At 44.4% G+C, this 20,434-nt stretch carries 16 protein-coding genes, 4 tRNA genes and 3 pseudogenes; 12 read left to right on the top strand and 11 right to left on the bottom strand.

The window, feature by feature from the left end; translation table 11 throughout:
* Nucleotides 1-84 precede the first annotated feature (84 nt).
* Complete coding sequence (gene gltX, locus ACYX4W_RS10080; protein ID WP_476073090.1) at nt 85-1,494, bottom strand: glutamate--tRNA ligase; 1,410 nt, start codon at nt 1,492-1,494, stop codon at nt 85-87.
* Nucleotides 1,495-1,910: 416 nt separating this feature from the next.
* On the opposite strand from gltX, the gene ACYX4W_RS10075 reads away from it, so the two are divergent.
* The 7 genes from ACYX4W_RS10075 (at nt 1,911) to ACYX4W_RS10045 (ending at nt 5,232) form a co-directional block, all read left to right on the top strand.
* On the top strand, nt 1,911-2,387 hold the full coding sequence (locus ACYX4W_RS10075; RefSeq protein ID WP_474807773.1) for a hypothetical protein: 477 nt from the start codon (nt 1,911-1,913) through the stop codon (nt 2,385-2,387).
* 459 nt (nt 2,388-2,846) lie between these two features.
* A tRNA-Val gene (locus ACYX4W_RS10070) sits at nt 2,847-2,922 on the top strand.
* 36 nt (nt 2,923-2,958) lie between these two features.
* Nucleotides 2,959-3,034: transfer RNA gene (locus tag ACYX4W_RS10065), tRNA-Val, on the top strand.
* Between the two features lie 36 nt (nt 3,035-3,070).
* Nucleotides 3,071-3,146 (top strand) — tRNA-Val (locus tag ACYX4W_RS10060).
* 36 nt (nt 3,147-3,182) lie between these two features.
* Nucleotides 3,183-3,258: transfer RNA gene (locus ACYX4W_RS10055), tRNA-Val, on the top strand.
* 350 nt (nt 3,259-3,608) lie between these two features.
* A complete protein-coding gene (locus tag ACYX4W_RS10050; RefSeq protein ID WP_476073089.1) occupies nt 3,609-4,670 on the top strand; it encodes a response regulator in 1,062 nt (353 codons plus the stop codon).
* Nucleotides 4,618-5,232, top strand: a complete 615-nt coding sequence (locus ACYX4W_RS10045) for a hypothetical protein (RefSeq protein ID WP_476075508.1) — start codon at nt 4,618-4,620, stop codon at nt 5,230-5,232. Before ACYX4W_RS10050 ends, ACYX4W_RS10045 begins: the two co-directional genes overlap by 53 nt.
* 38 nt (nt 5,233-5,270) lie before the next feature.
* On the opposite strand, the gene ACYX4W_RS10040 is transcribed toward ACYX4W_RS10045, so the two are convergent.
* Both ACYX4W_RS10040 and moaA read right to left on the bottom strand, forming a co-directional pair.
* A complete protein-coding gene (locus tag ACYX4W_RS10040; protein ID WP_476073088.1) occupies nt 5,271-5,705 on the bottom strand; it encodes a GNAT family N-acetyltransferase in 435 nt (144 codons plus the stop codon).
* Between the two features lie 223 nt (nt 5,706-5,928).
* Nucleotides 5,929-6,897, bottom strand: a complete 969-nt coding sequence (gene moaA / locus ACYX4W_RS10035) for a GTP 3',8-cyclase MoaA (RefSeq protein WP_476073087.1) — start codon at nt 6,895-6,897, stop codon at nt 5,929-5,931.
* Nucleotides 6,898-7,220: 323 nt separating this feature from the next.
* On the opposite strand from moaA, the gene ACYX4W_RS10030 reads away from it, so the two are divergent.
* The 3 genes and pseudogenes from ACYX4W_RS10030 (at nt 7,221) to ACYX4W_RS10020 (ending at nt 9,817) form a co-directional block, all read left to right on the top strand.
* A complete protein-coding gene (locus tag ACYX4W_RS10030; protein WP_476073086.1) occupies nt 7,221-9,032 on the top strand; it encodes an ABCB family ABC transporter ATP-binding protein/permease in 1,812 nt (603 codons plus the stop codon).
* A 3-nt stretch (nt 9,033-9,035) separates the two neighbouring features.
* A pseudogene (locus ACYX4W_RS10025) lies at nt 9,036-9,252 on the top strand (DUF3820 family protein).
* A 247-nt stretch (nt 9,253-9,499) separates the two neighbouring features.
* Nucleotides 9,500-9,817 (top strand): hypothetical protein, encoded by a 318-nt coding sequence (locus ACYX4W_RS10020; RefSeq protein ID WP_476073085.1) that lies wholly within the window; start codon nt 9,500-9,502, stop codon nt 9,815-9,817.
* A gap of 77 nt (nt 9,818-9,894) precedes the next feature.
* Here ACYX4W_RS10020 and ACYX4W_RS10015 read toward each other — a convergent pair.
* The 4 genes and pseudogenes from ACYX4W_RS10015 to ACYX4W_RS10000 all read right to left on the bottom strand — a co-directional run bounded on the left by ACYX4W_RS10015 (nt 9,895) and on the right by ACYX4W_RS10000 (nt 13,871).
* Nucleotides 9,895-11,239: pseudogene (locus tag ACYX4W_RS10015) on the bottom strand (class II 3-deoxy-7-phosphoheptulonate synthase).
* Between the two features lie 177 nt (nt 11,240-11,416).
* On the bottom strand, nt 11,417-12,316 hold the full coding sequence (locus tag ACYX4W_RS10010; protein ID WP_476073084.1) for an ATP-binding cassette domain-containing protein: 900 nt from the start codon (nt 12,314-12,316) through the stop codon (nt 11,417-11,419).
* Between the two features lie 4 nt (nt 12,317-12,320).
* Entirely contained in the window at nt 12,321-13,268 is a 948-nt protein-coding gene (locus tag ACYX4W_RS10005; protein ID WP_476075463.1) for a FecCD family ABC transporter permease, read from the bottom strand.
* Between the two features lie 126 nt (nt 13,269-13,394).
* A complete protein-coding gene (locus ACYX4W_RS10000; protein ID WP_476073083.1) occupies nt 13,395-13,871 on the bottom strand; it encodes a low molecular weight protein-tyrosine-phosphatase in 477 nt (158 codons plus the stop codon).
* A 93-nt stretch (nt 13,872-13,964) separates the two neighbouring features.
* On the opposite strand from ACYX4W_RS10000, the pseudogene pepE reads away from it, so the two are divergent.
* A pseudogene (gene pepE, locus ACYX4W_RS09995) lies at nt 13,965-14,688 on the top strand (dipeptidase PepE).
* Here pepE and bioD read toward each other — a convergent pair.
* From bioD to bioB, 4 genes are read right to left on the bottom strand one after another with little or no spacing between them, the layout of a single operon-like run.
* Entirely contained in the window at nt 14,659-15,420 is a 762-nt protein-coding gene (bioD, locus tag ACYX4W_RS09990; RefSeq protein WP_476073082.1) for a dethiobiotin synthase, read from the bottom strand. The pseudogene pepE and the gene bioD overlap by 30 nt on opposite strands.
* The gene (locus ACYX4W_RS09985; protein WP_476073081.1) at nt 15,417-16,370 is read right to left on the bottom strand and encodes a methyltransferase domain-containing protein; all 954 of its coding nucleotides are present in this window, start codon (nt 16,368-16,370) and stop codon (nt 15,417-15,419) included. The genes bioD and ACYX4W_RS09985 overlap by 4 nt, the downstream gene beginning before the upstream one ends.
* A 56-nt stretch (nt 16,371-16,426) precedes the next feature.
* Nucleotides 16,427-17,800, bottom strand: a complete 1,374-nt coding sequence (locus tag ACYX4W_RS09980; RefSeq protein ID WP_476073080.1) for an aminotransferase class I/II-fold pyridoxal phosphate-dependent enzyme — start codon at nt 17,798-17,800, stop codon at nt 16,427-16,429.
* Nucleotides 17,800-18,924 (bottom strand): biotin synthase BioB, encoded by a 1,125-nt coding sequence (gene bioB / locus ACYX4W_RS09975; RefSeq protein WP_474854428.1) that lies wholly within the window; start codon nt 18,922-18,924, stop codon nt 17,800-17,802. The genes ACYX4W_RS09980 and bioB overlap by 1 nt, the downstream gene beginning before the upstream one ends.
* 98 nt (nt 18,925-19,022) lie before the next feature.
* On the opposite strand from bioB, the gene bioA reads away from it, so the two are divergent.
* Entirely contained in the window at nt 19,023-20,288 is a 1,266-nt protein-coding gene (gene bioA, locus ACYX4W_RS09970) for an adenosylmethionine--8-amino-7-oxononanoate transaminase (RefSeq protein WP_476073079.1), read from the top strand.
* The last annotated feature ends 146 nt before the right edge of the window (nt 20,289-20,434 follow it).

The following is a 20,434-nucleotide window of genomic DNA, read 5'->3' as shown; positions in this document are numbered from 1 at the left end:
TCATGGCACCAGTCATTTTGTGTGACTGTTCCGTGACAGCGGGGCGCATTCTAGGCATCCCCCTCTGTCATGTCAACGCTTTTTTTATGAATTTTCTCTGTTTGCTATAAAAGTAAGCGCTTTGTCGATTCTCTCGCCAATTTTCTCTTTTGAGATAAGATTCAACGTGATATCTAGAGACGGTGAATTACCGCTACCTGTCACAGCTACACGCAGCGGCATGCCTACTTTACCCATACCTACTTCCAGTTCTTCAGCCGTGCTATTAATAGCAGCTTGAATATTTTCTGGGTTCCACTCTTCAATTGCCATTAATTTATCTTTAGCAAGCTCTAATGGGCCTCGAGCGACTGGGCGAAGATGTTTTTTCGCTGCGTTCGCATCGAAATCTTCGTAGTCTTGATAAAAGTATGTAGAAATCTCTGCTAACTCTTTAAGCGTTTTAACTCTATCCGCTTGAATAGCAATTATCGATTCAAGCGCTGGACCTGTTGTTAAATCAACATTTAACTGTTCGAAATGCCATTTAGCATGTGAGGCAACCTCACTTGCTGGCAACGTCTTTATGTAATGCTGATTTAACCAGATTAGCTTTTCTGTATTAAATGCCGACGCAGACTGCCCTATTGCATCCAAACTAAATTTCTCAATCATCTCGTCGACAGAGAAAACTTCTTGGTCGCCGTGAGACCAGCCCAACCTAACAAGATAGTTAAGCACCGCTTGTGGTAGGAAGCCGTCATCACGATACTGCATTACACTTACCGCACCATGTCGCTTTGATAACTTTTTGCCGTCATCACCCAAGATCATAGAAACGTGAGCGTACTCTGGAACTGGCGCATTAAGGGCTTCAAGTATATTGATTTGGCGTGGCGTGTTATTAATATGGTCTTCACCACGCACTACATGGGTAATCCCCATGTCCCAATCATCTACAACTACACAGAAGTTATAGGTAGGCGTGCCATCAGTGCGCTGAATAATGAGATCGTCTAGCTCTGTATTGCTAATCTCAATTTTTCCGCGAACATGATCGTTAATAACAACTTTGCCTTCTAAAGGGTTTTTGAAGCGAATAACAAACGGTTCACCTTCAGGGTGGTCCGTTCTGTCTCTCCATGTGCCAGGATAACGAGGCTTTTCACCGCGCTCTTTTTGCGCCTCACGAATTGCATCTAGCTCTTCAGAGCTCATAAAGCATTTATACGCTTTACCTTCATCCAAAAGCTGCTGGATAAGTTCTTTATATCTATCAAAACGCTCAGTTTGATAGATAGGGCCTGTGTCCCAAGTTAAACCTAACCATTGCATACCGTCTAAAATAGCCTGCTTAGCTTCTTCAGTTGAACGCTCGATATCTGTATCTTCAATACGAAGAACAAACTCACCGCCTTTGCTTTTCGCAAGAAGCCAAGAATAAAGCGCAGTTCGTGCGCCACCAACGTGAAGATAGCCTGTTGGGCTGGGTGCAAATCGTGTAACAACCGACATGGTCACTCTCTATTGTTAATAGTATTTCTAAAGATGGGCGCATTCTACCAGTCTACGCGCTACTTCAAAAGTAAGTTGAGAATAGAACAATGTAAAAGAGGAGAAGAAAGTGGACAGTCACTTACCTTCAAGCTTATTCCTTCTATATCCATTCTTGCTGCAATGGACACACACTTAGATAAATCTATAATCAACTTTTCGAGTAACTGTAGGGTAAACACTTTCTTCAATAAGAAAGTGGCTGCCCAAAAAGAGCAATCTCTTTTATAAAAGCACTCAATTAGGTTGGTTTAAGTGTCTGTCCCCTTTCCTCTCCAATTTTGTTAGTTGAGTAGAGTTTGTAACAGCTGTTTTAGTTTTCAAAGAATGGTTTAAAAACCCTCACAATATTGCGGTTCTTTGGTCAAGGACAAAATATGAAGAAACTTATTTTATTAGTTGTTTTATGGATAGTTTTTATTTTTCTTTTACTTCCTCCCCGCGACTTAGAGGAAAAGTACATTAATGAGTTTTATGACAACACTTTAGTATTTGAAAAAATCGAAGATATTGTTTGCCAAGATGTTGAGAAAATCCCAACATTAAGAGCTACACCGGGTGACCTGGAAAACGGTGGATTGGCTCGCTTACTGAATAAAATGAATATAATTCAAATAGTCGTGAAACCGGAAAATCAGATTTGTACAATTACTTTGGTTAGAGATGTCTTAGGCTTTGCTGGTAGCGGCTATAGCTATAAATACAGACATAATGTTCGCCACCCCATAATCTATGATAAGACAATTCATGGCGTGAAAAAGAACGCTATAAAATCATTAAAGTCTAGAGATGATATAGTAACGTATGATATCCACTTATCAAATAACTGGTATTTAACCTACACTGAGTCATAAGAGTAAGGATGACATCTGAATGTGGTAATTACTGCACGCTTACGTAACAGTAGGGGTAAACACTTTCCTCAATAAGAAAGTGACTGTCCAAAAAGAGCTGTCTCTTTTACACAAGCACTCCATTAGGTTGGTTTAAGTGTCTGTCCATTAAAACATCGCACTTCCGCGTTCACTTCTTTTGGTCGAGCTGAATAAGTGTCTGTCCACTAAAATCTGAGGAAGAAGCAAGTGTCTGTCCACTTCTTACCAGTTCGAAGAAACGCACCGTGCAGTTTTTGGATATAAAAGAATTCAAAACGACATTAAAAAACGCTGTTCTTTTCATCATTTTAGTTAAGATACAGTCAGAGTGGCTAAATTTCGGGCACACAGTCATTTTTCTTTAATTTTATTGTTGACACTAACGGAACCGACTCTATAATACCGCCCCACTTGCTTAGGCAAGGTTTTACAAAATATGGACGCTTAGCTCAGTTGGGAGAGCATCGCCCTTACAAGGCGAGGGTCACTGGTTCAAGCCCAGTAGCGTCCACCACTTCTTCACAGTGGCTAAATAGTGAAATCAAAATATGGACGCTTAGCTCAGTTGGGAGAGCATCGCCCTTACAAGGCGAGGGTCACTGGTTCAAGCCCAGTAGCGTCCACCACTTCCTCACAGTGGCTAAACAGTGAAATCAAAATACGGACGCTTAGCTCAGTTGGGAGAGCATCGCCCTTACAAGGCGAGGGTCACTGGTTCAAGCCCAGTAGCGTCCACCACTTCCTCACAGTGGCTAAATAGTGAAATCAAAATATGGACGCTTAGCTCAGTTGGGAGAGCATCGCCCTTACAAGGCGAGGGTCACTGGTTCAAGCCCAGTAGCGTCCACCATCTTCTTTAAGTATTCTTAAAATTCAACGAATTCACATCTTATAATGCAATACTATCATTTTATCTTCACCTAGATAGTGCAAAAGCAATTCACATTCTAAACAAAATCAATCACTTGTAAAAAACTACTTCAGCAATGCTGTCACTTACACTTACCACTTAGCTCTGCCAAATATTGCACCTTCCAAAATCGTACCAATCACTTAACCACCCTGTTCACCACGAAATTCCTGCTGTCTATATTCACTACGAATTACCTTAACTGTGCGATAGTCTCACTGACGAGCTATACTTTAAAAATAATTATCGTGGTATGGTGAGTTCCATAACGTCCTAAAGGCTACCCTTTAATGAAGCTACACTTAGCTAGAAATACTAAGTTGTTAATTGCCGAAGATCAGGTGCTGGCAAAAAGCCACATGCACTATGCCCTTGAGCAGCTAGGTTTTAGGAATATGGACTATGTTGATAGGCCCTCTCATGCTCTGTCAGCGCTACAAGAACACACCTATGACGCCATCATTTGCTCGTATAACTTACGTTCAGAACAAGGCGGGTACTTTTTACTAGAGCAACTCAATGAGTCTCACTCACTGCCGCTCACCAGCGCATTTATCTTCACTAGCGCAGACACATCAGCAGAAGTCGTCCACGCAATTATCGAACTGCAACCAGATGAATTCATTGCTAAGCCGTTTTCCGTTAACGAATTAGACCGTCGGCTTTCGCGCGTTCTAGCAAGGAAAAAGGCTCTTGAAAATGTTTACTCATTCATGGACAAACAGAACTATGAAAAGGCACTCGCCGAAATCGAGCATTTCTTGTTACAACCCGAGCATGCCGAACACTTTCCTCTAGCAATGAAGATTAAAGGTGATTTGTTTATTATCACAGAGAGATTCCAGGAAGCTTTGGCCTTCTTTGAGACAATAATAAACATCCAAGATTTTAGCTGGGCTCAAATGGGAATTGCAAAAAGCCTCTTGGCACTCAATCAGCTTGATGATGCAGAAAGAGAAATCATCCAACTGGCGATGCGCCCTGATGCTGCATTAGACGCATACGACTTACTCGCCAAACTACAAATTAAACAGTCAGCGTTTGATGATGCGCTAGAATGCACAGTGCTAGCATGCAACATTTCTCCTCAGAATATCCCCCGGCATCAGAGAGCGATAAACCTCGCTCGTATCACACACGATTACGAAAGCCAGTTTAACAGTGCGAAGAAAGTAGTACGCTATGCGAAAAACTCTATCTACGATAAACCAGATATTTATCTAACTGCAGCAAGAGCCGGTGTTGATTTCGCAATGACGTCTGAGCCTGAACACGTAAACAGCATTGTTAAACAAACCAATGAATATTTACGTCAGTCTGAAAAAAGCCCACCCAAAAGCAGCGGTAAATGACGAATTAACAGTGATCGATGCCCGACTTCACTATCTAAAAGATGAAACGGTGAAAGCACAGATGCTTCTGTCAGACTTTCACACAGACCACGCCCAACATCACTCCACAGAAGCATTACTCGATAGAGCCAAAGCGCTGCATGAGGTTGGACTTAAAAAAGAGTCTATTGCAATCTTAGATGCGATTTCTTCAAATCAAGAAGAAAGCGCTGATGAATTAAACCTAATGGCGACGTATTTAAAGCAGGAAAAAGAAGAAAAAGAAGCAATTACATTAAGCCCTAAAACACTCAACAACTCAGCTGTCGCCCAGTATAAACGAGGTAATTTGGAGCAATCTTATACCACCTTCGCTCAGGCGTTTCGTGTTATGCCTAAAAACCCCTCAATTGCACTGAACTATCTTCAAGCCATTATTAGAGCGAGAAAAGCAAACGCGCCTATGCTTCCTGACACAGTAGCTGCAATTAACAAATGCAGAGAGACTCTTGAAACAACAGCCCTATCTGAAGACCAACAGGCACGCTACCAGAGCGTGAAGAACATATTGAAGAACAAGTGATTTTACCAATACGTTCTTTGATTTAATCATGCACCTGCCTAGTTAGAATATACAACCACTGTCTCATGATAGAGTTTGTCTTTATATTCAAGCTCATGACTAAATGTCATGCCTAGCTTTTTCATGATATTGATAGACGCACTGTTTTCAGGGTTAGCAATTGCCGAAAACTTTTCTACACCAATATCATACAAGGCGTTTTTTATTGCTTGAGCAGCCTCGGTGGCGTACCCCTTGCCCCAGGTCTGACGTTTAAAGCGCCAGCCTAATTCCATATTGTCACTTTCAGGATGTTGGGTAAAAAAGCCAAAAGGACGAACCAAAATCCACCCTATACTTTCTTTTTCAGCTAGCGTCTCTACGCGCCAGAGCCCCCACCCCAAAGCAGGGTTGGAATAAGCTTGGAAGCGAGGAACAAAAATATCGCGAATGTCTTCTTTAGAGGATTTTTTACCACCATTGATATACTTCATGACAAGCTCGTCTTGGTCGAGTCTCCCATAAAAAATCGGCGTCTTTATCGGTGATATAGTGGTAGGAGAGACGCGCACTGTCCTTGATATGCATATACTTCCTTTATCATTATTATTTTTAATATACTTTCAACGCAGAATATAGCTTATTTTTACAACAAACCAAACTTATTCGATGCTTTTTATTCTGGCCTACATTTTCCTTTAACGTAGGAATAGTTTGCTAGCCTCCTAGCATAGCTAGGTGCTTTGTGGCCCCTGTTTTTCCTTCGTGTAGATAATGGGTTTCGTGCTTTTGACCCAGCACATCTTGTAGGAAAGCCACCACGTCATCCACATTGCCATTGGCAAGAAGATGTCTCATGTCTATACCGTTTTCACTGAACAAGCAAAGGTGTAACTTGCCTGGCGCGGAGACACGAAGACGATTACAGGTTTTACAAAAGTCCTTGCTGTACGGCATGATTAAACCAATCTTGCCTGCATAATCAGGGTGATAAAATTCTTGCGCTGGCCCAGCATCTTTCCTACGCAATAAGGGCTGCCACCCCATGTCTAACAGGGTAGTTTTTAATGGTGAACCGCTTTGATGTTGTTTATTGAAAAATTGGTTTAAATCGCCTGTTTCCATCAACTCGATAAAACGGAGCGTCACCGGCATATCTTTAAGCCAAGCAAGAAACCGATGTAAACGGCTATCAGAAAAGTCGTTGAGTAAAACAGAGTTAACTTTTACATCAAGGTCAGCGTCAATTGCTGCATCTAACCCTCGCAGTACAGCCTTTAGCTTGTCCTGCCCTGTTATTGCGGCAAATTGCCGTGGGTCTAAACTATCGATACTGACGTTTACTTGATCTAAGCCTGCACCTTTCCACTGGTGGGCAAACTTTTCCATTCGCGCACCGTGTGTCGTCATTGCCACACGTTCTATACCCGGCGTATTACTGGTTAGTTGTAAGATATCAAGGAAGTCTCTTCGCAGCGTTGGCTCACCGCCAGTTAGACGCACTTTTGAAGTACCTAGCTGAGCAAACGCTTTTAGCAAGGTATCAATTTCGCTTAATGTCATAAATTGATCGCTCGTTGGGCCTTCGTACCCATCTGGCAAACAGTACTGACAGCGAAAGTTGCACGCTTCGGTCACCGACAAACGCAAATAGTGAAACTGTCTACCGAAACTATCTTCTAACAAACCAACTCCTTAATCCTTTGCTGCTTTATAAATCGCTACAGCAATTTTTAGACGTTACAAACCCCAGTAAATCATTGAGTAAATAACAAGGTAACTAAATTAAACTACCTTAGTGTACGCGGGGTGAAATTAAAATTAAACACATTCGTTGCTATAAATAAGACCATTTTAATCTCTAGCCTATTTCAAAACGTATCACAAAAGGCGAGAATAATTATATATGGGCAAGCTTGTTCAATTCCTAATAAAAGGTTTACGCCAAATTATTTTCTAAACCTTCCCGCTCTTAGTACAGTAAACCAAACAATAAAGCACACTATAAAATGAGAAAAAACCGTTTTCCTACCAATGTCGACGAACCTGTTAAATGGCACGTTCTCTCACAGCTTTGGCCTTATCTTCTCGAGTTTAAGCAACGCGTATTTTTAGCGCTGCTGTGCCTAGTAGCAGCGAAGCTTGCCAGTATTGGCCTGCCCTACGTGCTGAAGTACACCGTTGATAGCTTAAATGGCGATTTAACCACGCTAGCTTTGGCGGTTCCTATTAGCTTAATCGTTGCCTATGGAACGCTGCGCTTACTGAATGTTTTACTCGGCGAAGTGCGAGATACGCTATTTGGTCGCGTTACTGAGCGCGCCATGCGCCGTCTAGGGCTAAAAGTCTTCAAACATCTACACAACCTAGACTTAGGCTTTCACCTGAATCGACGCACAGGCGGATTGTCGCGTGATATCGAGCGCGGCACCAACGGCGTTAGCTTTTTAATGCGCTTTATGGTGTTTAATATTGTCCCTACTTTGTTAGAGATAGCTCTCGTAGTTGGATTGCTCTTATTTCAGTTCGGCGTATCTTTCGCGCTGATAATTGTGCTCAGCGTTGTGGCCTATATTGGTTTTTCGATGAAAGCGACAGATTGGCGCACACGCTTTGTCACACAAATGAATGAAGCAGACTCAACCACTAACTCAAGGGCGGTAGACAGCCTGCTTAACTTTGAGACTGTAAAATATTTCAATAACGAATCGTTTGAAGCCAATCGCTACGACACAGACTTAGCTGCTTGGGAAAAGGCGCGACGGAAGAACCGCTTATCGCTGTTTGCATTAAACGGTGGACAAGCCGCCATTATTGCCATTGCCATGACTTCAATGATGGCAAACGCTGCCTTTGGAGTTATGAATGGCGAAATGACCATTGGCGACTTTGTACTCATCAACGCCTTCACTATGCAGATTTTCATGCCCTTAAACTTTTTGGGGTTTGTATACCGTGAAATTCGTGGCAGCCTTGCCAATATCGATAAGTTATTCGACCTTCTATCCCAAACCCCTGCTATAAAAGATGCAGACAACGCCACCGAATTAACCTGCGCCAACCCAGCAATACGCTTTAATAATGTGCATTTTGCTTATAACGAAAATAGGAAAATATTAAACGGATTTAGCTTTGACGTAGCGCCTGGCGCCAAGGTAGCCGTAGTAGGCGAAAGCGGCGCGGGAAAATCTACGCTAATGAAGTTGCTTTTCCGTTTTTATGACCCTCAACAGGGCAGCATTACCATAGACGGAAATAATATTGCCTCGCTTACGCAACAAAGTCTGCGCTCACATATCGGTATCGTCCCCCAGGATACGGTACTGTTTAACACCACATTGCTAGAAAATATTCGCTACGGTAACCCCGATGCCAGCGATGAAGATATTAAACAAGTGATTAAGCTTGCACACCTTGAAACCTTTGTAGAAAGTCTGCCTGATATGCTAGAAACAACCGTAGGTGAGCGAGGACTAAAGCTTTCTGGCGGCGAGAAGCAACGCGTATCTATCGCACGAGCCTTACTTAAAGGTGCGCCCATTATGATTTTCGACGAGGCCACTAGCTCATTGGACAGCACATCAGAAAGAGCAATTTTGTCAGCCCTACGCGATGCAGCCAAGGGGCATACTAGCTTGGTGATAGCCCATAGACTGTCCACTATTGTCGATGCCGACAAGATCCTGGTACTAAAAAACGGTACTATAGTAGAGGAAGGGACACACACTTACTTGCTGGAACAAGGCGGTGAATACGCAACCCTATGGCAAGCTCAACAGCGTGAAGATGAAGATACAGATAAAGATGTAGAAGGTAGTTAATAGATGGACCCAACGCTTATAAAAGCCGCCATTAATCAAGTAATGCCGTTCGGAAAATATGCCGGAAGACGCCTTTTTCATTTGCCAGAGCCTTATTTGGTGTGGTTTCACAAACAAGGCTTCCCTGAAAACAAGTTAGGTAAGCAGTCTCGCTTTAATGTATGAAATAAAGTTAAACGGCTTAGAGTCTGTAGTAGAGCCCCTTTTAGATGATGACTAGCAACTGCCTTATGACGATAACCGCTTTATAACGAGCATTGCCTTATTGCTTGAGTTTTCATACTGATAGCCTACTTACATCGATGGTGATAACAATCTTAAGTTCTGTTACTCCCTGCCTTTGTGGTTGGTTTACCCACTTAAATAAGACAAAAGGTAAGATAAAAAGCGCTATAAATAGATAATTCAACGTCGTATTTTTACTTAAATTTCCCCGTAATAGGCACACCAAAACAGCAAGAAGATTTATGTTTGCAAGACCCAGAAAACAACGTCGAAGTGACGTAAACGAACATATCAAAAAAATTCACAGCGCCATAGCTGAAAAATTGATATCGCACCCCGAGCTTTTTGAGCAAGCCGAACGGACCTTAGAAACCCGATATCAAAACAAAATGATGCGTTATGGGAGCTACCTGCTATGGAAGGGCATTATAGAGGCACGCAATGAACCGGAGCTATTCAAAGCATTGTTGCTGGCCGATGACGAGCGCACCGCTAATTTAAGAAGAGAAACCATCTTCACCGGAATTTTAAGTGAAGAAGAAAGAGAACAACTGCTATAAAAAACGGGCAGCGTTCGTTTCGCTGCCCGTTTGTAAGTCTTACTGCGGTTAACGCATTACGCATTACGCATTACGCATTACGCATTACGCAAATGGTCTGCCACTAAGAATGCCATTTCAAGCACCTGGTCTGCATTTAGGCGCGGATCACATTGTGTCTTATACGCCTGGGCTAAATCATCATCGCTAATCTGGTAAGCACCACCAGTACATTCTGTTACGTGCTGACCGGTCATTTCAAGGTGAATACCACCAGCGTGAGTACCTTCTGCTTCATGAGCTTGGAAGAACTGTTTAATTTCTTTCAAAATTGCATCGAAGTTTCGGGTTTTGTAGCCGCTAGACGCCGAGAACGTGTTGCCGTGCATCGGGTCAGAACTCCACACAACATGTCTGCCTTCCGCTTTAACTTTGCGCAGTAGTCGTGGCAGGTTGTCAGCTAAGTTATCAGCACCCATGCGAGTAATAAGCGTTAATCGACCCGGATCGTTTAGCGGGTTAAGCGCATCAATTAAACGAATAAGCTCGTCTTCCTGCATGCTCGGCCCCACTTTCACACCAATTGGGTTGTGAATGCCTCGGAAAAACTCCACGTGCGCATGATCAAGTTGACGAGTACGTTCGCCAATCCACACCATATGCGCAGAACAGTCGTAAGGCTTGCCGGTAAGCGTATCAATACGTGTAAGCGCCTGTTCGTAGTTTAATAGCAAAGCTTCGTGCGACGTAAACAGCGAGGTTTCATGTAGCGTAGAGCTAGTTTGTGCGTTAATGCCAATAACATCCATAAACTCAAGCGTATCTTGAATACGGTTAGCCATATCTGAATAACGCTCTTTAAGCGGGCTGTTTTCAACAAACGCCATGTTCCAACGGTTCACTTCGTGAAGGTCGGCCAAACCACCTTGCGCAAATGCGCGAAGAAGGTTCAAGGTTGAAGCACTGCGATGATACGCTTCTAACAAGCGATCAGGGTCAGGTCGACGTGCTGCTTCAGTAAACTCAAAGTTATTGATGATATCGCCGCGATAGCTTGGCAAGGTCACGTCACCACGGGTTTCAAAATCTGATGAACGCGGCTTAGCATATTGCCCAGCCATGCGGGCAACCTTAGTCACCGGGCAGCGGCCAGCAAAGGTAAGCACAATCGCCATTTGAAGGATAACTTTAAAGGTATCGCGAATTTTAGGTGCGTTAAACTCGTCAAACGACTCAGCGCAGTCGCCGCCTTGTAAAAGAAAGCCTTTACCCAGGCTCACTTCACCTAAGCTGGCGTCTAAGTTCACGGGCTTCAGCAGCGAATACGAGTGGAGGATAAGAACTTAGTGTTTGCTCTACTTCATTTAAACGTACTTTGTCGTCGTACTCTGGTTGCTGAAGAATAGGTTTATTTCTCCAACTGTCTACTTGCCAATTACTCAACGGTGTTCTCCTGAATAAAAAAACGTAGGGCAAACGTTTTACTGAAAATAGTTATTGAAACTTAATGCTTCGAATAATAAGACTGTAGCGCGCTTCACAGCATGCCTGTAGCGCATTTTTATAATCAGCCTAATGTGAAAATATGAATCTAAAAAATGTGATGGCACTTTACCACATTTATTCTAAGGAAATAGGTGCGCAAACTTGAATTTCTAGAAAGTTATCGTGCTTGCTTATAGCAAAATGGCATTCAAACACCTTCTCAAGGTTTGCCTGAGTTGCTACGTCTTGTGGCTCACCCAATGCGACCATACGACCTTCGTGCATTAACCATAGACTATTGCAGTAGTTAGCGCTAAGCGCGATATCGTGAGACGTCATTAGTATGGTGTTACCTTTATTGCAAAGGAATTTTACTAAACTAGCCAGCGCATATTGGTGCCTTATATCAAGTCCTTGCAATGGCTCATCTAAAAACGCTAACCCCTCTCCCCGCTCTAACTGGGGCCAAATTTGTAAGAGCGCTCGACAAATTTCTACGCGCTGGCGTTCTCCGCCAGAAAGCTGGGTAAGGATTTTGTTTAAGAATCCCGACACTTCAAGGGCTTTTTCTAAAACCGAAGGAATGAGCACACCTTGCTGTGCTGTTGCGTAAAAGCTTAAATATTCCTTCACCGACAAGTGAAAACCACTTTCACTTTGCTGAGCTAACAAAGTACGTACGCTAGCAAGCGTGGCAAGAGACCAACTCCCCATTGGCTTGCCATGCAGTATTACTTTACCTTCATCAGCGTCAATCAGTCCTGCTAGTGTAAGTAGCAGCGTTGACTTCCCAGCCCCGTTTGGCCCTATGATATGGATACATTCGCCCTTTTTCGCGCTTAAGTCTTCCACCCATAGCCGTGACCCAATGCGCACATTTTGCAGGCTTAAAATCATTGAGGCATCCGAAACGCTTTCGCGACTTTTGATGCAAGGCGTTTTGTTGTAACTAACCGCATGACATTCATTTGTGCTTGAATTTTCTTCACTATGAGAATCAGGTTGCTTTGGCGTAAGAGGATTCGGTGTCGTCATTTTATCAGCCTTTAAGCTGGCCCTTTGCCAGTACCCAAATGAGTAATGGACCACCTAAGGTTGCAGTAACCATAGAGACAGGAAGTGTAACAGCACGGGTCATTTCAGAGCTTAGCGCTACCAGCATTAAAAGACTTGCACCACTTAACGCACTTAAGGGCAATAAATAGCGATTGTTATGCCCAATGATCAAACGCAGAATATGAGGCACTAATAAGCCCACAAAAGCGATAGACCCGGCCATCGACACCGCCGTGCCCACTGCGATGGCGCAAACGATGAGGGCACGTTCGGTAAGTTTTTCCACATCCACACCGCTACTTTTTGCCGCAAGTTCACCAGCATAAAGCTTATTCAAATCATCCGCGAAAAAAAGCTGTAAACCTACAGCTATAACTATCAACGGGCCTCCAACCGATAAAATTAACCAGTTAGTTTGATATAAGCTGCCCATTAGCCAAAAAGTGAGGTTACGAAGAGCATTAGCATCGCTGAACATATAAAGCCAGGCAATAACAGCCCCACTAAGAGTCGATATGGCAATACCAGCAAGAATTACCGCAGTGGAGGAGCTTAGCAATTTTCTGGCTAAACGATTAATAACAAAAGTAGATAACAAGGCACCCACGAAGCACCCAAAAGGCAGTAAGTAATGCAGGTAGGCTGTAGCCCATTGCGGCGTTAATAGTAGCAATAGTGCGGCAACTAAACTTGCTCCGCTGGTGATACCTATGATCCCCGGGTCGGCTAGCGGGTTTCGAAGTACCACCTGTAAGGTTGCGCCACTTACGGAAAGCGCTGCCCCTACTAAGCATGCGGTAAGTATAAGCGGTAATTGAAGCTGAACGATAATATGTCGCTTTAAGTCAGCAGCCGTGTTAGCAAACCCTGTCACGCCAATGACACCCACCACGCCAACGGCTAACAAACAAAGTAGCGTTATTACAACCAAAGAAAGGGCTGGGCGTTTAGTTTCAATGGTTTTCAAAATCGGCTCTCAAAATCGGTTCTTAATATGCGTTCTAGATTTGGTTCGCAATGCCGCTTCTCAGTTATGGCTTGTGGATAAAGCTTCTGATTATAGTTGTTGGGTTTGCTTAATGTGCGCAATCAAACCGTCCGATGCTTCTTCAATTAAATCTAACACCAACTCAAAGCCGCGCTTCCCTCCGTAGTATGGGTCAGGCACTTCTTTGTCTTCTACATTTGCAAAGTCCAGAAATAGCTTAATTTTTTCCTGGTACTGGCTTGGCGACATACCATGCAAATTTGCAAGGTTGCTATTATCCATAGCTAAAATATAGTCGAAGCGCTCAAAATCACTGTCATCAACACGACGACATTTAAGCCCCTTAAAGCTGTAACCTCGCTCTACCCCAGCCGCCTGTGAACGCTTATCTGCTGGTTTCCCAATGTGGTAACCATGGGTCCCCGCAGAATCAATTTCAATACTTAACCCAGCTTGTGCAGCTTTGTGCTTGAACACGGCTTCTGCGGTTGGAGAACGGCAAATATTACCCAAACACACGAATAGCACCGATGTAGATTGTTTCATTCAAAATCCTATTTAAACGCAGTGACGGAGCGCGACTAAACTTTGTGCCCAGTTTCGCGTATGATACGCCGTCAGAAAAATTGTGGAGTTAGTATGACCGCACATGTACTTATGCTAAGTAGCTCTCGTCAAGGCGACGAGGCTTACCTAGAGCACGCTAGAGAACTTATTTTTGCACACTTAGGCGAAATTCGCGACCTCCTATTTGTTCCTTACGCCGCTGTAACTCAAACGTACGACAGCTATGTAGATGCTGTTGCTACTGCCCTGCCAGAATGCAATGTTACTGGGCTACACACAGTAGAAGACCCCGTGGCCGCCGTAAACAATGCGAAGAAAAATGGCCAAGCTATTGTGGTAGGTGGAGGAAACACCTTTCAGTCTGCTTTCAACACTATATGCGAATGCGCTTATTGTGCCAATAAAGCACGCCATTGCCGATTGCACGCCTTATATTGGATGGAGCGCGGGCTCGAATATCTGTGGCGAATCAATTAGAACCACTAATGACATGCCTATTATTGAGCCGCCTAGTTTTGATGCGCTTGATATCGTGCCGTTTCAGTTGAACCCGCACTACACCGATTATCAGCCTCCTGGCCATAATGGTGAAACCCGCGATCAGCGATTGGCCGAGTTTACAACGCTAAACCCAACCACGCCGGTAGTGGCTATCCGTGAAGGCACGGCGTTACGTCTTTGTGATAACCAACTTACTTTAGTCGGTGAAAAAGACGGCTTCATCTTTTTAGGTGAAGAAAAAAAGCCAATTAATTCAGGTGATGATTTAACTTATTTGCTTGATAGCGGCGAATAGCGCCTCTTCATCAGGCTCACGCTGGTAGGGAATTTCTGCCAGCAGCGGCTCGGGTAACATGGCTTTTAGAGAATGCAGGTTTTCCTGATATCGCGTCATGTTACCTGTGATGTCGTTGGCTACCCACCCTTTGATTTTTAGCCCATCTGCGCGTATCGCTTCTGCGGTTAATAGCGCATGGTTTAAGCAGCCTAGACGCATACCCACAACGAAAATTACGTCCATGTTGAGCGTTTTCACAACATCGGATAGATAATACGTAGGCGTATACTCATCGCCCACGATTAAGGGTAATCGCCACCCTCCTGCACCTTCCATCAACAGTAGATCTGGCTGATAAGCTTGCAGTTTATCAAGGCCTTGCGCAATTTTTTCAAAGCTTAACGCCACGCCTTCTTCAAGTGCAGCAATATGTGGCGCAATGGGCGGCCTTAATGCGATAGGGTTTATTTGATGTAAAGGAAGTGTCTGTCCATTTTCTTCGCTTGCGCTTTTTAGCTCGCTATTATCTATAGCTTTAATGGCTTTGTTTTCGCGTATTTTCGCGCATGCTTTTTGTATATTTAGCGCATCATCGTTAACCCACTCACCGTTAACCTGCTCACAACCAGCAGCAATAGGTTTATAGCCGATGCCGGTAAGCGATGCTTTTTGCGCTGCTTTTAGTAATTGGCAGGTGACATAGGTTTTCCCTACTTCTGTGTCGGTACCGGTAATGAAATACTGCTTCATCGTTTTTCCAATCTAAAATGACTTACGCGGTAGGTAAGCGGTAACTTACTTTCTACACCACTCATATTGCTATACGCCATGGCTAATTTTTTAATATCTCGACGGGTAAGCGGAGGTTGTTTTTGGCCAGTCTCACCCGCTCCTACATCTTTCACTGAACGCAGTAGCGACATAATATCTTGGTGAGTATCAATATAATCTTTGGTAATAACTCGTTGTAATCGGAGCCCTGATTGCTTAAACCCGCTTACCCACTGCGCGGTTGCCGGCAAACGAGTTTCTGCTTGAGGGAGCTGCGCCACTTTGCGGGCCGTTCTAAGTTCACTAAAAGAGCCAGACACCATAATAGCCAGCTCAGCGATACCATCCTGTTTAAGCACTCGTGCTATCTCGCTAGCAACAAGGTTTGTGTCACTCACCCACTGTAGCGCCATGGACGAAAACACCGTTGAAAACGTGTTTTCAGAGAAAGGTAAATCAACAGCACTACCTTCTACGAAAGTGGGGTCAGAGTACTTTTTTCGTGCCTGCGCCAACATACCCTCAGCAATGTCTACTCCAGTTGCAACGGCACCTTTTTTTAAAATTTCCTGTGTGTGAATACCCGTTCCACAGCCTATATCGAGGGCCTCGCCCTGCAAAGTCTTTGGCAAGTTTGCTAACCCCTGCTCGGCAATATTACGCTGAATACACGCAATACTGTCGTACTTTACTGCCGCTTTTGAGAAACGGTGTGCGATGCTCTGTTCAGTGATTGCTGGTGTGACAATCGCTTTTTTAGCTTCGCCGGTACCGTCGGCTGAATCGACAACAGTGGAATTACAAAACTCTGCTACGAAAGCGTCTTCATTATTAGGAAGCACTTTTGCTGTATCACTTGCCGCCTTACCTTCAAAAGGTTTCAAGGGCTCTGTCAATGACGCTGATTTCACAGCTGGGCTTGCCGACATTTTTACATCTCTTTCTGGTTTGTGGAACTTAGGGCTGTTACGGCATACATCGTTCTTTATGCTTCCCTTTTCGCAGAAGGCCCACTTAACCCATCGCGCGATAGTTCCTTCAAACCATTGAGCGACAATTCAAGCGCATCAATTAACACATCGATATCTTGAGTCGTATGATTTGCGGTTAAGGTTATACGCAGCCTGTCTTGATTTTTCGGTACGGTTGGTTGCCGGATAGCGGCTGCCCAAATCCCTCGTTGTTTTAAACCTTCACTTAATGCAACTGCATGCTCTGGGCTGCCGACAATAACGGGTTGAATAGCGCTTTGCGAGGCTCCTAAGGTGATAGATCCCAAGGTGATATGGTCTGAATTATCGCTTTCCTTGTCCGCATTGAGTGTCTGTCCAAAACGTTTTTGGAACGACTCTCTGAAATAGGAAATATTGTTGGTAAGCAACTCGCGACGAGCGGTATCACTGGCGATATGTGTGAGTGAATATAAGGTTGCCACCGCTTGCGCTGGGGGCATTGCGGTGGAATACATATAGTGCTTAGAAAAATTCACCAGATAATCAATAAGGGTTTGGCTTCCGGCAATAAATGCGCCTGCTGTGCCTAGCGCTTTGCCGAATGTTCCCATAACAACTGGAACCTGTTGCTGGCTTAAGTTAAGCGCTTCTGCAGTACCAAAACCGTTTTCACCCAAAACGCCCATGCCATGTGCATCGTCTAGCATGAACCAAGCGTTATACTTCGCGGCGATATCGGCTATATCTTTGCAAGGCGCGGCATCACCGTCCATGCTAAACACGCCTTCGCTGGCAATAAGAATATCTTGTTGGCTTGATTTAAAATTAGCGTCAGCATTAACTTTGCTATGTTCATCCGCAGCGAGAACAGAGTTATTGCAAACACCTGAAAGCACGCTTTCCAAATGATTAAGATCGTTGTGCTTAAAGCGGCGAAGCTTGGCGCGCTCGGATACGCACTGCGCCCCTTCTAAAAACGACGCATGCATGAGCTTGTCAGCAATAATGTGCCCAGGCGCCCCGCTACTGCCAGCGTGAGACATGTGAGGAAAAAGTGCCATACACAAGGCTTGGTTAGCTGCAAAGCCAGAGTTAAACAACAGCGCAGCTTCTCGGTTTAAACCATCGGCAATATAAGCTTCAAGCGCTAAATGAGCCTGCGTATGCCCCGTTACCAAGGGTGATGCACCACTGCCGCCACCAAATTGCGCTAGCCCCTCAACCCAACTTTGCAATACGCCTTCATGCTGGCGCATTCCCAAATAATCGTTGCTAGAAAAATTAAGGTAGTGCTCACCATTAATGCAAATAATGCTGTCTTTTTCGTATTGTTGGCAGTTGCGCTGGCGCAGCAAGCCTTGCTCAGCACGTGCGCTCAGCGAATCGTCTAACCAGTGAAAGGCCATTACGCCTCCGTTAATTGCTGTTTCTTTGGCGCTACCTTAGGCTTGGTTGCATCAATAAACAAGTCGTTACTGTCGTCGGCTTGTTCTTGCTGCTGGGCAATTTCTTCTTCTAACACTTGTTGATGTGCTTCGTCTGAGTAACCTCTTGTACGCTCAGTATTAATACCAAGCTTTTTGAACAGCATAACATCTTCATGGGTATCTGGATTTGACGTAGTTAACAGCTTGCAGCCATAGAAAATGGAATTCGCGCCTGCCATAAAACACAGCGCCTGCATTTGCTCGTTCATGGCTTCGCGGCCTGCCGACAAGCGCACATGTGACTTGGGCATCATGATACGAGCAACAGCAATAGTGCGGATAAACTCGAAATAGTCCAAGTCTTCTACGCTATCGAGTGGTGTACCTTTAACTTTTACTAACATATTAATAGGCACACTTTGCGGCTGTTCGGGAAGGTTTGCTAGCTGCACCAGCATACTGGCGCGGTCGCTCACCGTTTCTCCCATGCCCACAATGCCACCTGAGCAAACATTCATACCTGCAGCACGCACGTTCTCTAACGTATTCAATCGGTCTTGGTAAGTACGGGTCGTGATAATATCGCCGTAGTATTCCGGTGAGGTGTCTAAGTTATGGTTATAGTAATCCAAGCCCGCTTGTTTAAGTGCGACTGCTTGGTCACGGGTTAGCATGCCCAGCGTCATACAGGTTTCCAGCCCTAAACTTTTCACCTCTTCAACCATCTTTAAAATGTAAGGCATATCTCTGTCGCGCGGGTTTCGCCAAGCGGCACCCATGCAAAAACGGGTAGAGCCCACTTGCTTTGCTTCTTTCGCACGCTGGATAACCTTTTCAATTTCTAGCAGGCGCTCCTTTTCAAGACCTGTATCATAACGGGCGCTTTGTGGGCAGTACTTGCAGTCTTCAGGACATGCACCAGTTTTAATCGACAAAAGCGTGCTAACCTGCACTTCGTTAGGATTAAAATGCTGTCTATGCACCACTTGGGCATCAAACAGTAAATCATTAAATGGCATGGCGAACAAAGCTTCGACTTCGGCTTTGGTCCAATCGTTTCGAATAGTTGTCGTTTGCGCAGAAGGCGCACTAGCCAGCGTCATTGAGTGTCCTTTACTAATTATTATTGCTGGCTTAGTCTATGCCCCAATATCGAGTTGTCAACTCTGACCAATTTAAAACCCTTACTAATGGTTAATTCGTGAACAATATAGAATTTGATAAACAACACATTTGGCACCCCTATACCTCGGCGGTTAACCCCCTTCCCTGTTACGAAGTAGTTGGTGCAAAAGGCGCCGAGCTCACCTTGGCCACCGGTGAAGCGTTAGTAGACGGCATGTCTAGCTGGTGGGCTGCTATTCACGGCTACAACCACCCCATACTCAACGATGCAGCGCACAAGCAAATTGATGCTTTTTCTCACGTTATGTTTGGCGGTATCACCCACCAGCCAGCAGTGGATTTATGTAAAACTTTACTCAGTATGGTTCCAGCTGGTTTAGAGCGAGTGTTTTTAGCTGACTCTGGTTCAGTGTCAGTTGAAGTAGCGATAAAGATGGCTATTCAATATTGGGCATGCCAAGGGCGTACTGAGAAGTCACGTATTGTTGCGCCGCGAAATGGCTACCACGGCGATACGTTTGCCGCTATGAGTGTGTGCGATCCAGTAAACGGCATGCACAGTTTGTTTGAAGGTGTATTAAGCAAGCAGATTTTCGCGCCTGCGCCACAAACTCGCTTTGGTCAAACCTTTAGTGAAGACGATATTCTTCCGCTTGAAGAGATTTTCGAGAAACATCACCACACCATGGCGGCGTTAATTCTAGAGCCTATTGTTCAAGGCGCGGGAGGTATGCGTATTTATCACCCCGAATACTTAAAACGCTGTCGCCAACTATGTGACACCTATGATGTACTGTTAATTTGCGATGAGATTGCTACTGGATTTGGTCGTACAGGTAAGCTCTTCGCTTGTGAACATGCCGCTATCTCGCCTGATATTTTGTGTTTAGGCAAGGCAATTACTGGCGGCTATATGACGTTAGCCGCAACTTTGTGTACCGAAGATGTTGCGTTAGGGGTTTGCCAAGGGGAGCCTGGCGTTTTTATGCACGGCCCAACTTATATGGGCAACCCGTTAGCTTGTGCTGTGGCAAACGCTAGTTTATCACTCATTAATGAAAACCATTGGCAGCAACAAATTCCCGCCATTGAGAAACAATTACAAACCGAGTTGGCAAAATGTGCAGACTTACCCCGCGTTGCTGATGTTAGGGTGTTGGGCGCTATTGGGGTGGTTGAGACTGTAAATCCGGTCAATGTTGCCGAAATTCAGCGTCATTTCGTCGAAGAAGGCGTGTGGATAAGGCCCTTTGGTAAACTGGTATACATTATGCCTCCCTATATCATATCTTCCGAGCAATTAAGTAAGTTAACCCATGCGATTTATACAGCCTTGAAGTAGCGTGAGAGGTTGTTACGCTTAACACTTACTTTTTGTTACATGAGATGAGTTCAATGTCGAGAGCCCCTAGCGTTAAAAGGCTTCTATAAACGAATGTCAGAAGTCAACGATTAGGCGGGTCACTAATGAGTCGACAATACTGATTA

The organism is Alteromonas sp. ABH4_454 (assembly GCF_056311775.1).
Note: the sequence above shows the minus strand (reverse complement) of the source record. Positions and strands in the feature narration are given on the sequence as shown.

What these genes read in the sequence shown, in the direction of transcription:
- ACYX4W_RS10010 (WP_476073084.1), bottom strand. Translation starts at nt 12,316, where the DNA reads ATGACGACACCGAATCCTCTTACGCCAAAGCAACCTGATTCTCATAGT.
- bioB (WP_474854428.1), bottom strand. Translation starts at nt 18,924, where the DNA reads ATGACGCTGGCTAGTGCGCCTTCTGCGCAAACGACAACTATTCGAAAC.
- ACYX4W_RS10020 (WP_476073085.1), top strand. Translation starts at nt 9,500, where the DNA reads ATGTTTGCAAGACCCAGAAAACAACGTCGAAGTGACGTAAACGAACAT.
- ACYX4W_RS10050 (WP_476073089.1), top strand. Translation starts at nt 3,609, where the DNA reads ATGAAGCTACACTTAGCTAGAAATACTAAGTTGTTAATTGCCGAAGAT.
- ACYX4W_RS10030 (WP_476073086.1), top strand. Translation starts at nt 7,221, where the DNA reads ATGAGAAAAAACCGTTTTCCTACCAATGTCGACGAACCTGTTAAATGG.
- ACYX4W_RS09985 (WP_476073081.1), bottom strand. Translation starts at nt 16,370, where the DNA reads ATGTCGGCAAGCCCAGCTGTGAAATCAGCGTCATTGACAGAGCCCTTG.
- ACYX4W_RS10075 (WP_474807773.1), top strand. Translation starts at nt 1,911, where the DNA reads ATGAAGAAACTTATTTTATTAGTTGTTTTATGGATAGTTTTTATTTTT.
- gltX (WP_476073090.1), bottom strand. Translation starts at nt 1,494, where the DNA reads ATGTCGGTTGTTACACGATTTGCACCCAGCCCAACAGGCTATCTTCAC.
- bioD (WP_476073082.1), bottom strand. Translation starts at nt 15,420, where the DNA reads ATGAAGCAGTATTTCATTACCGGTACCGACACAGAAGTAGGGAAAACC.
- ACYX4W_RS09980 (WP_476073080.1), bottom strand. Translation starts at nt 17,800, where the DNA reads ATGGCCTTTCACTGGTTAGACGATTCGCTGAGCGCACGTGCTGAGCAA.
- ACYX4W_RS10000 (WP_476073083.1), bottom strand. Translation starts at nt 13,871, where the DNA reads ATGAAACAATCTACATCGGTGCTATTCGTGTGTTTGGGTAATATTTGC.
- ACYX4W_RS10040 (WP_476073088.1), bottom strand. Translation starts at nt 5,705, where the DNA reads ATGAAGTATATCAATGGTGGTAAAAAATCCTCTAAAGAAGACATTCGC.
- ACYX4W_RS10045 (WP_476075508.1), top strand. Translation starts at nt 4,618, where the DNA reads ATGAATATTTACGTCAGTCTGAAAAAAGCCCACCCAAAAGCAGCGGTA.